General features: G+C 45.6%; 5 protein-coding genes and 1 pseudogene. 5 read left to right on the top strand and 1 reads right to left on the bottom strand.

The features are described 5' to 3' along the window. The first annotated feature begins 110 nt into the window (after positions 1-110). From pstS to pstB, 4 genes are all read left to right on the top strand, one after another. Positions 111-980 carry a phosphate ABC transporter substrate-binding protein PstS gene (gene pstS, locus JGK22_RS32255; RefSeq protein ID WP_293314484.1) on the top strand — a complete coding sequence of 290 codons (870 nt, stop codon included), beginning with the start codon at positions 111-113 and terminating at the stop codon, positions 978-980. A gap of 138 nt (positions 981-1118) precedes the next feature. Next, positions 1119-2120: a phosphate ABC transporter permease subunit PstC gene (gene pstC, locus JGK22_RS32250; RefSeq protein WP_293220140.1), complete on the top strand. Its 1002-nt coding sequence runs from the start codon at positions 1119-1121 to the stop codon at positions 2118-2120. Between the two features lie 2 nt (positions 2121-2122). Beyond that, the gene (gene pstA, locus JGK22_RS32245; protein ID WP_293208330.1) at positions 2123-3103 is read left to right on the top strand and encodes a phosphate ABC transporter permease PstA; all 981 of its coding nucleotides are present in this window, start codon (positions 2123-2125) and stop codon (positions 3101-3103) included. A 267-nt stretch (positions 3104-3370) separates the two neighbouring features. Further along, a complete protein-coding gene (gene pstB / locus JGK22_RS32240; RefSeq protein ID WP_293186062.1) occupies positions 3371-4222 on the top strand; it encodes a phosphate ABC transporter ATP-binding protein PstB in 852 nt (283 codons plus the stop codon). Positions 4223-4666: 444 nt separating this feature from the next. Here the strand turns inward: pstB and JGK22_RS32235 are convergent, their stop codons facing one another. Continuing rightward, positions 4667-5413, bottom strand: a complete 747-nt coding sequence (locus JGK22_RS32235; protein ID WP_293220134.1) for a glycosyltransferase family 25 protein — start codon at positions 5411-5413, stop codon at positions 4667-4669. A 353-nt stretch (positions 5414-5766) separates the two neighbouring features. On the opposite strand from JGK22_RS32235, the pseudogene JGK22_RS32230 reads away from it, so the two are divergent. Continuing rightward, positions 5767-5955 (top strand): annotated as a pseudogene (locus JGK22_RS32230) (amino acid permease); the annotation flags it as partial.

The raw sequence follows: 5955 nt of genomic DNA, 5'->3' as shown, positions 1-5955 counted from the left end.
TTTGAGGGACGGCTCCTTTGCTCTCTCTATCAATAGTGAGAGTATTGCTATCGCGTATGCCCTGTTTGTCCAGGGTTGTGCAGCGTAACACCGTCAGCTACTTCTCTCAGATGAGAAGCGCAAATCAAATTACTGTAAACTACGAAGGTACAGGCTCCGGCGCTGGTATCAAAGCATTAATTGCAGGTACTGTGGATTTCGCAGGCAGCGACGCGCTGATGACTTCTGCACAAATCTCTCAGGTAAGCCGTGGCGTCATGGCAATTCCGACAGCCGGCGGCGCGGTTGCAGTTGTCTATAACTTGCCCGGAGTTAACAATGTCAGGCTGAGTGCCGATGCCATGAAAGGCATCTTTGAAGGCAAAATTACCCGCTGGAATGATGCGAAAATCGCAGGGATTTCTGGACAAGCTAAAAATTTGCCAAATACTGCCATTCGAGTAGTTGTGCGGGCAGACAGCAGCGGTACTAGCTTTATTTTTAGCAACCACTTGCAGGCTATTGGCAGCAGCATCAAGGGTGCCGCTCAACCGAGTTGGCCTGGTAGCCCCCTCAGCGGCCAAGGAAACCCCGGCGTAGCAGGTTTGGTGAAACAAACACCCGGTGCAATTGGCTACGTTCAAGATACTTTTGCTCGACAAAACAAGCTGCAAACAGCGTTTATTCAAAATAAAGCTGGCAGATTTGTAGATGCTAACTTGGCAGAAGCCGAAAAAGCTTTAGCAGGGGAAACATACCCGGCAGACTTCCGCTTGGTTGAAGGAAATCCTAATGATGGATATCCGATTGTTGGCTTGACTTGGTTGTTAATCTACAAACAGTATCCTGCTGCGAAAGCAGATGCTATTAAAAAGATGGTTAATTGGGTGATGACTACAGGTCAAGGTTTGAACAAACAATTAGAGTTTACCTCGATTCCGCAAGCTACAGCTCAAAAGGTGATTCAAGCAGTGAATCAGAGTGTGGTTGCTAAAGGTTAATTAAAATATTTTCAGGGAGTTATGAGTTTTGAGTTAATTGTATGGCTCAAAACTCATACGTTGCATTTATTAAGGTGCAGGCACTATGCTATCTATTTCATCAATCAAAGATTTCGCTGTTTACGCCATAACTTGGGTATGACCAATTCTTCAAAGAAACCGAAAAAATCGACTCGGAAGTCTGCTGGAATCACCACCCATGTAGACTTGACTGATACGAAGGGTGAAGGTTTGTGGCTGGAGTCGGGATTTACAGGATTTGTATGGGCTTTTGCTATAGCCACGGCGGGTACGCTGTTTTGGATGAGCGAGATAATTTTTAAGGATGCTTGGCCGGCGATTAGCAAGTTTGGACTGGAGTTTTTGTGGAATCCCAAATGGGATATCGGTGAGTTGCAGTTTGGGGCTCTGCCGTTTATTTACGGTACGGTAGTTAGTTCTGCGATCGCCATTATCATAGCAATTCCTCTAGGACTTTCAGTCGCGATCGTTACCAGCGAGAACTTTTTGCCTGCTTGGGTGCGATCGCCCTTAGGATTCATGGTTGAATTAATCTCAGCCATTCCCAGCGTCATCGTTGGCCTGTGGGGCATCTTCGTCTTAATTCCCTTTCTGCTGCCTTTACAGCAGTCGCTGTTCAACAATTTTAGCTGGTTTCCCCTATTCAGCAGCGAACCTTTTGGGCCGGGAATGCTGCCCGCCGGCATACTTTTATCGATTATGATTTTGCCGACAGTCGCCGCCATCAGCCGCGATGTCTTGCTGTCGGTTCCCGTAGATTTGCGAAGTGCTTCAATGTCACTGGGCGCTACCCGCTGGGAAACCATATTTAAGCTGTTATTACCAGCAGCAAGTTCAGGAATTATCGGAGCTACTATCTTGGCATTGGGACGCGCATTAGGCGAAACAATGGCAGTCACAATGGTAATCGGCAACTCGATTCAAATCAACCAATCTATATTAGCTCCCGGCTACTCAATCCCCGCTGTTTTAGCAAGTCAATTTCGGGAAGCTCAAGAAGAACTGCACATCGGCTCTTTAATGTATTTAGCCCTAATTCTATTTGTGATCACCCTATTGGTGAACGCAGTCGCAGTATTGCTGGTGCAGCTAATCGGCGTTAAGGGAGCTAAGAATTAACCATGACTCAAACACAAAAGTCCCACAATATTCTAGATGTAGAAATCAACAATTCGCTGTCGCTGAGCCGAAATTTGTTCAGCCGGGGAATGACAGTTATTGCATTCTCCCTCACAGGTCTGGCTCTGCTGCCTTTGTTCGCTATTTTGTACAAAATTTTGGGCGAAGGACTGACACATTTAAGCTGGGAAGTGCTAGTGTCTCTGCCCGCACCCGTCGGAGTTGAAGACCAGCCCAACGGCTTTGCAAATGCGATTCTTGGTACAGCTTTAATGGTGGGAATTGCCACATTATTTAGCGTACCAATCGGCGTAATGACCGGAATATTTCTCTCAGAGTTTGGCAGAGACAATAAAGCTATAGCAAATACTATCCGCTTTATCACCGTCATTCTAAGTAGCGTTCCCTCAATTGTTGTCGGCGTCTTTGCTTACGCTTTAATTGTCGTGACAACTAAGTCATTCTCAGGATTAGCCGGCGGTTTCGCGTTGGGGATTATCATGCTGCCGGTGGTAGCATTGACAACAGAACAAGCATTAAAATTAGTGCCTGCTTCTTACCGCCTCGCTTCTGCTGGTTTAGGAGGCGGACGCTTTCAAACAATGTTTCGGATTATTATTCCCTCAGCACTTCCAACTATTACCACAGGCATTTTACTCGCAGCTTCCCGCGCCGCCGGCGAAACTGCACCGCTAATCGTAACTGCCTTGTCCAGCCAATTTTGGCCTCCTTTAGTTGAGAAATTGGGCGAGATAGTTCAGTCTCCCGTCGGCGCAGAAACCATGGCAAAAATCCAAGAAATTCCCGAGACACTGCTAACTCCGACTCCTTCTATGTCTGTATTAATATACAGTTACGCCAGCTCTCCTTACAAGGAGCAGAACGAATTGGCGTGGACTGCTGCTTCTGTCCTTTTGGGTATGGTTTTGCTCACCAGCTTAGCTTCTCGTGCCGTCACTCGCAAACGCTTGCAAAATCGGTAAATTGCTTGAGAAGGAAGTTCGGCAACCGTATGGGATGTAATGTATTTAACGGATTAATGTTAGACAAGATTGCATTCATTCTCTTTCCTCTCTTCAAAATATCTGCGTTTATCTCTGTTTATCTGCCTTAAATCTGCGGTTTATGTATCAATATATCCGTGATTTACGAAACAAGTGCATAGATAGAACACCTAACTAAATAAAGGCATCAGGCCATATTCTGCATCTACTAAAAATCTACTGCTCACACTAGAAAAACTCCAAATAATGAAATCCAAAAGTAACTTAAAAGCTGAAAAATATAGCGACCAATTCCTCGAAGATACGACTCCTGAAATCGACCCCAATGCTATGCCAGCATTGCGGGTTCAGGACTTGAGCTTTTACTACGGCACTCACAAAGTTCTCGAAAATCTATCGATGAATATCCCTCACCCGCAAGTGACGGCGATTATCGGCCCTTCAGGTTGTGGCAAATCAACTTTTCTGAAAGCTCTCAACCGCATCGGCGAATTGGAGGGAAAAGTTCAAATCAAAGGCAGGGTTGAGTTTTTTGGACAGGATATTTACAGTCCTAAGGTAAATATTAATAGTTTGCGCCGCCAAATTGGCATGGTGTTTCAAAGGCCGAATCCTTTTCCGCTGAGCATTTACGATAACATTGCTTACGGAGTCCGCATTTTTGGTCGCAAAAGCAAAGCAGAGTTAGACGAAATTGTGGAATCTGCGCTGAAAAGTGCGGCGCTTTGGGATGAGGTGAAAGATAATTTGAAGAAGTCGGCTCAGGGAATTTCGGGCGGACAGCAACAGCGACTTTGTATTGCTCGCGCTTTGGCTGTTAAACCGAAAATTTTACTGATGGATGAGCCTTGTTCTGCTCTCGATCCGATTTCTACTATGAAGATTGAGGAGTTGTTTCAAACTCTGCGGGAACAGTTAACTGTGGTGATTGTAACGCACAATATGCAGCAGGCGGCTCGGGTTTCTGATTATACGGCTTTCTTTAATACTGATGAAAGTCGCATCGGCCGCTTGGTGGAATTTGGGCCGACAAGCCGGATTTTCACTTCCGCCAGTAATTCTAGTACGAGGGATTACATTCAAGGTCGTTTCGGTTGATACTTAAATTGGAGCATCTCTGTTTTGGATGGGAGCATCTCATTTTTGTAAAAAGCATTTTTTATTATAGTGCTGTCCCCGCTCGCGTACTGTAAAATACGCGAGCGGGGACAGCACTATAATAAATGCAAAACTGAGATGCTTCCGTTTTGCATTTTATAGTGCGAGTTCGCAATTTTTCGCTTGCTTTTATTATCTGGCAAGCATTTGCGAACTCACACTAAAAGAAAAAATACTTTTTGCAAAAGTGAGATGCAGTATACCCCTATTCTGGAAGCACTCCCGAAAAACAACAGGTTTCTCGGTACTTGTGCGGATATTTAACTAGCTGTAAATAGCTACAATTGATGTTATTGAAGCTCTCACTTCTCCTCGCTACTCCAACACAACAGTAACCAATGGCCAGCTTGGTCGAGCAATTTAATTAGATTTTCAAACCTCCATTTACTTGTTGGACAACCAAACCTTAGCGCCACGGGCGGCATTTGCCACATCGCGGACTAAGGGTACGTAGTCATACCAGGCACTCGCATTGATGTCGCTGCGAGAACTGCGTTGCCAGCCTAAATTTGGTTCTGCAATCAGCGTCGTGATATCTGGGTTTTGAGCGCGGAAGGTGCAATAGGCGCCGTCTACGTGCATGGGCCCGCCATCGGGATGTCCGCTGGGACGCTGTTGCACTTGTTCTAGAAAAGCTATCAGCCGATCGAGAATTTGTCCGTTTACACCATAGAAATGGGTGGTTTGAATCGCCCGAGTGTATGGTTTTAACAGCACTGCTGCTTCGGACGATCGCCCATTCGGATCTACCTTGGGTAAATTACTATCCGTCAAATAATGCCCCAAGTAGACCATCCCCCAATCCTGCCCTTGCAGTTGTTCGATTAACGCCGATTGCTGAGCGATTAGGGTTGGAGAAATTGCTAAATCATCTTCCATGACCAAAACGTTGGACAAGTTTTGCTGTCTGGCGTGTTTCAAAATGCTCAAGTGGCTCAGGAAGCAGCCCCACGCTCCGATACTAGGGAATTCACCCGCCGTCTCTGGACGACTCGCTGGGAAAATCTCAACACTATTAGTTGCCAAGGAAATCCCCACATTGGCAAGTTCCTTGGTAATGTCACGGCGGCGATCCTGGCGCTCTGGCAAATTCACCACGTAAGTCCGTTCAAAAAAATCCGTCAGTTTCATAAATTATGATTCTGTTAACCGTTACTATGATGTCGGACATCTTTACATATCCTAAACGCTAAGTACAAAATATCTTGTTCACCACAAGCGATCAACGGTGATTTCCTACATGATTCCCAAGTAAAATCACCACGACAATGCTGGAATGATGAGCTATTTTATACCAAGAATTAGGACGTTTAAAAGTTTTGCAGCCACCCAAATTGTTCGCAAGGCTTACAGATAACTATTAAGTTTGGTAACGAGCTATCCAGAAAGAAACTCGGTTTCCGAACCCCGCAGGAAAGTCCTGAACAATAAGCATGATGGTGTCTCCAGGCACATATTTGTATTAAACTAACCCTAGTGTAATTATGTCTCCCTCTCTGTTAAAGCGAGAATTAGGTGTTTTCGGTGCAACTCTCATGGGCCTCGGCTCGATTGTGGGCACGGGAGTATTTGTAAGTATCGGGATAGCTACGGAAATTGCGGGGGCGGGAGTGATTTGGGCTGTGACTGTTGCTGCTTTAGTTGCTGTTTGCAATGGTCTTAACAGCGCTCAG

The sequence above is a fragment of the Microcoleus sp. PH2017_08_TRC_O_A genome (assembly GCF_020738665.1).
GTDB lineage: Bacteria > Cyanobacteriota > Cyanobacteriia > Cyanobacteriales > Microcoleaceae > Microcoleus.
The sequence above is the reverse complement of the archived record's forward strand: the minus strand, read 5'-3'. Positions and strand labels throughout refer to the sequence as shown.

Excerpts from the sequence above, each read along its gene's own strand:
- pstS (WP_293314484.1), top strand. The coding sequence starts at position 111 with ATGAGAAGCGCAAATCAAATTACTGTAAACTACGAAGGTACAGGCTCC.
- pstC (WP_293220140.1), top strand. The coding sequence starts at position 1,119 with ATGACCAATTCTTCAAAGAAACCGAAAAAATCGACTCGGAAGTCTGCT.
- pstA (WP_293208330.1), top strand. The coding sequence starts at position 2,123 with ATGACTCAAACACAAAAGTCCCACAATATTCTAGATGTAGAAATCAAC.
- pstB (WP_293186062.1), top strand. The coding sequence starts at position 3,371 with ATGAAATCCAAAAGTAACTTAAAAGCTGAAAAATATAGCGACCAATTC.
- JGK22_RS32235 (WP_293220134.1), bottom strand. The coding sequence starts at position 5,413 with ATGAAACTGACGGATTTTTTTGAACGGACTTACGTGGTGAATTTGCCA.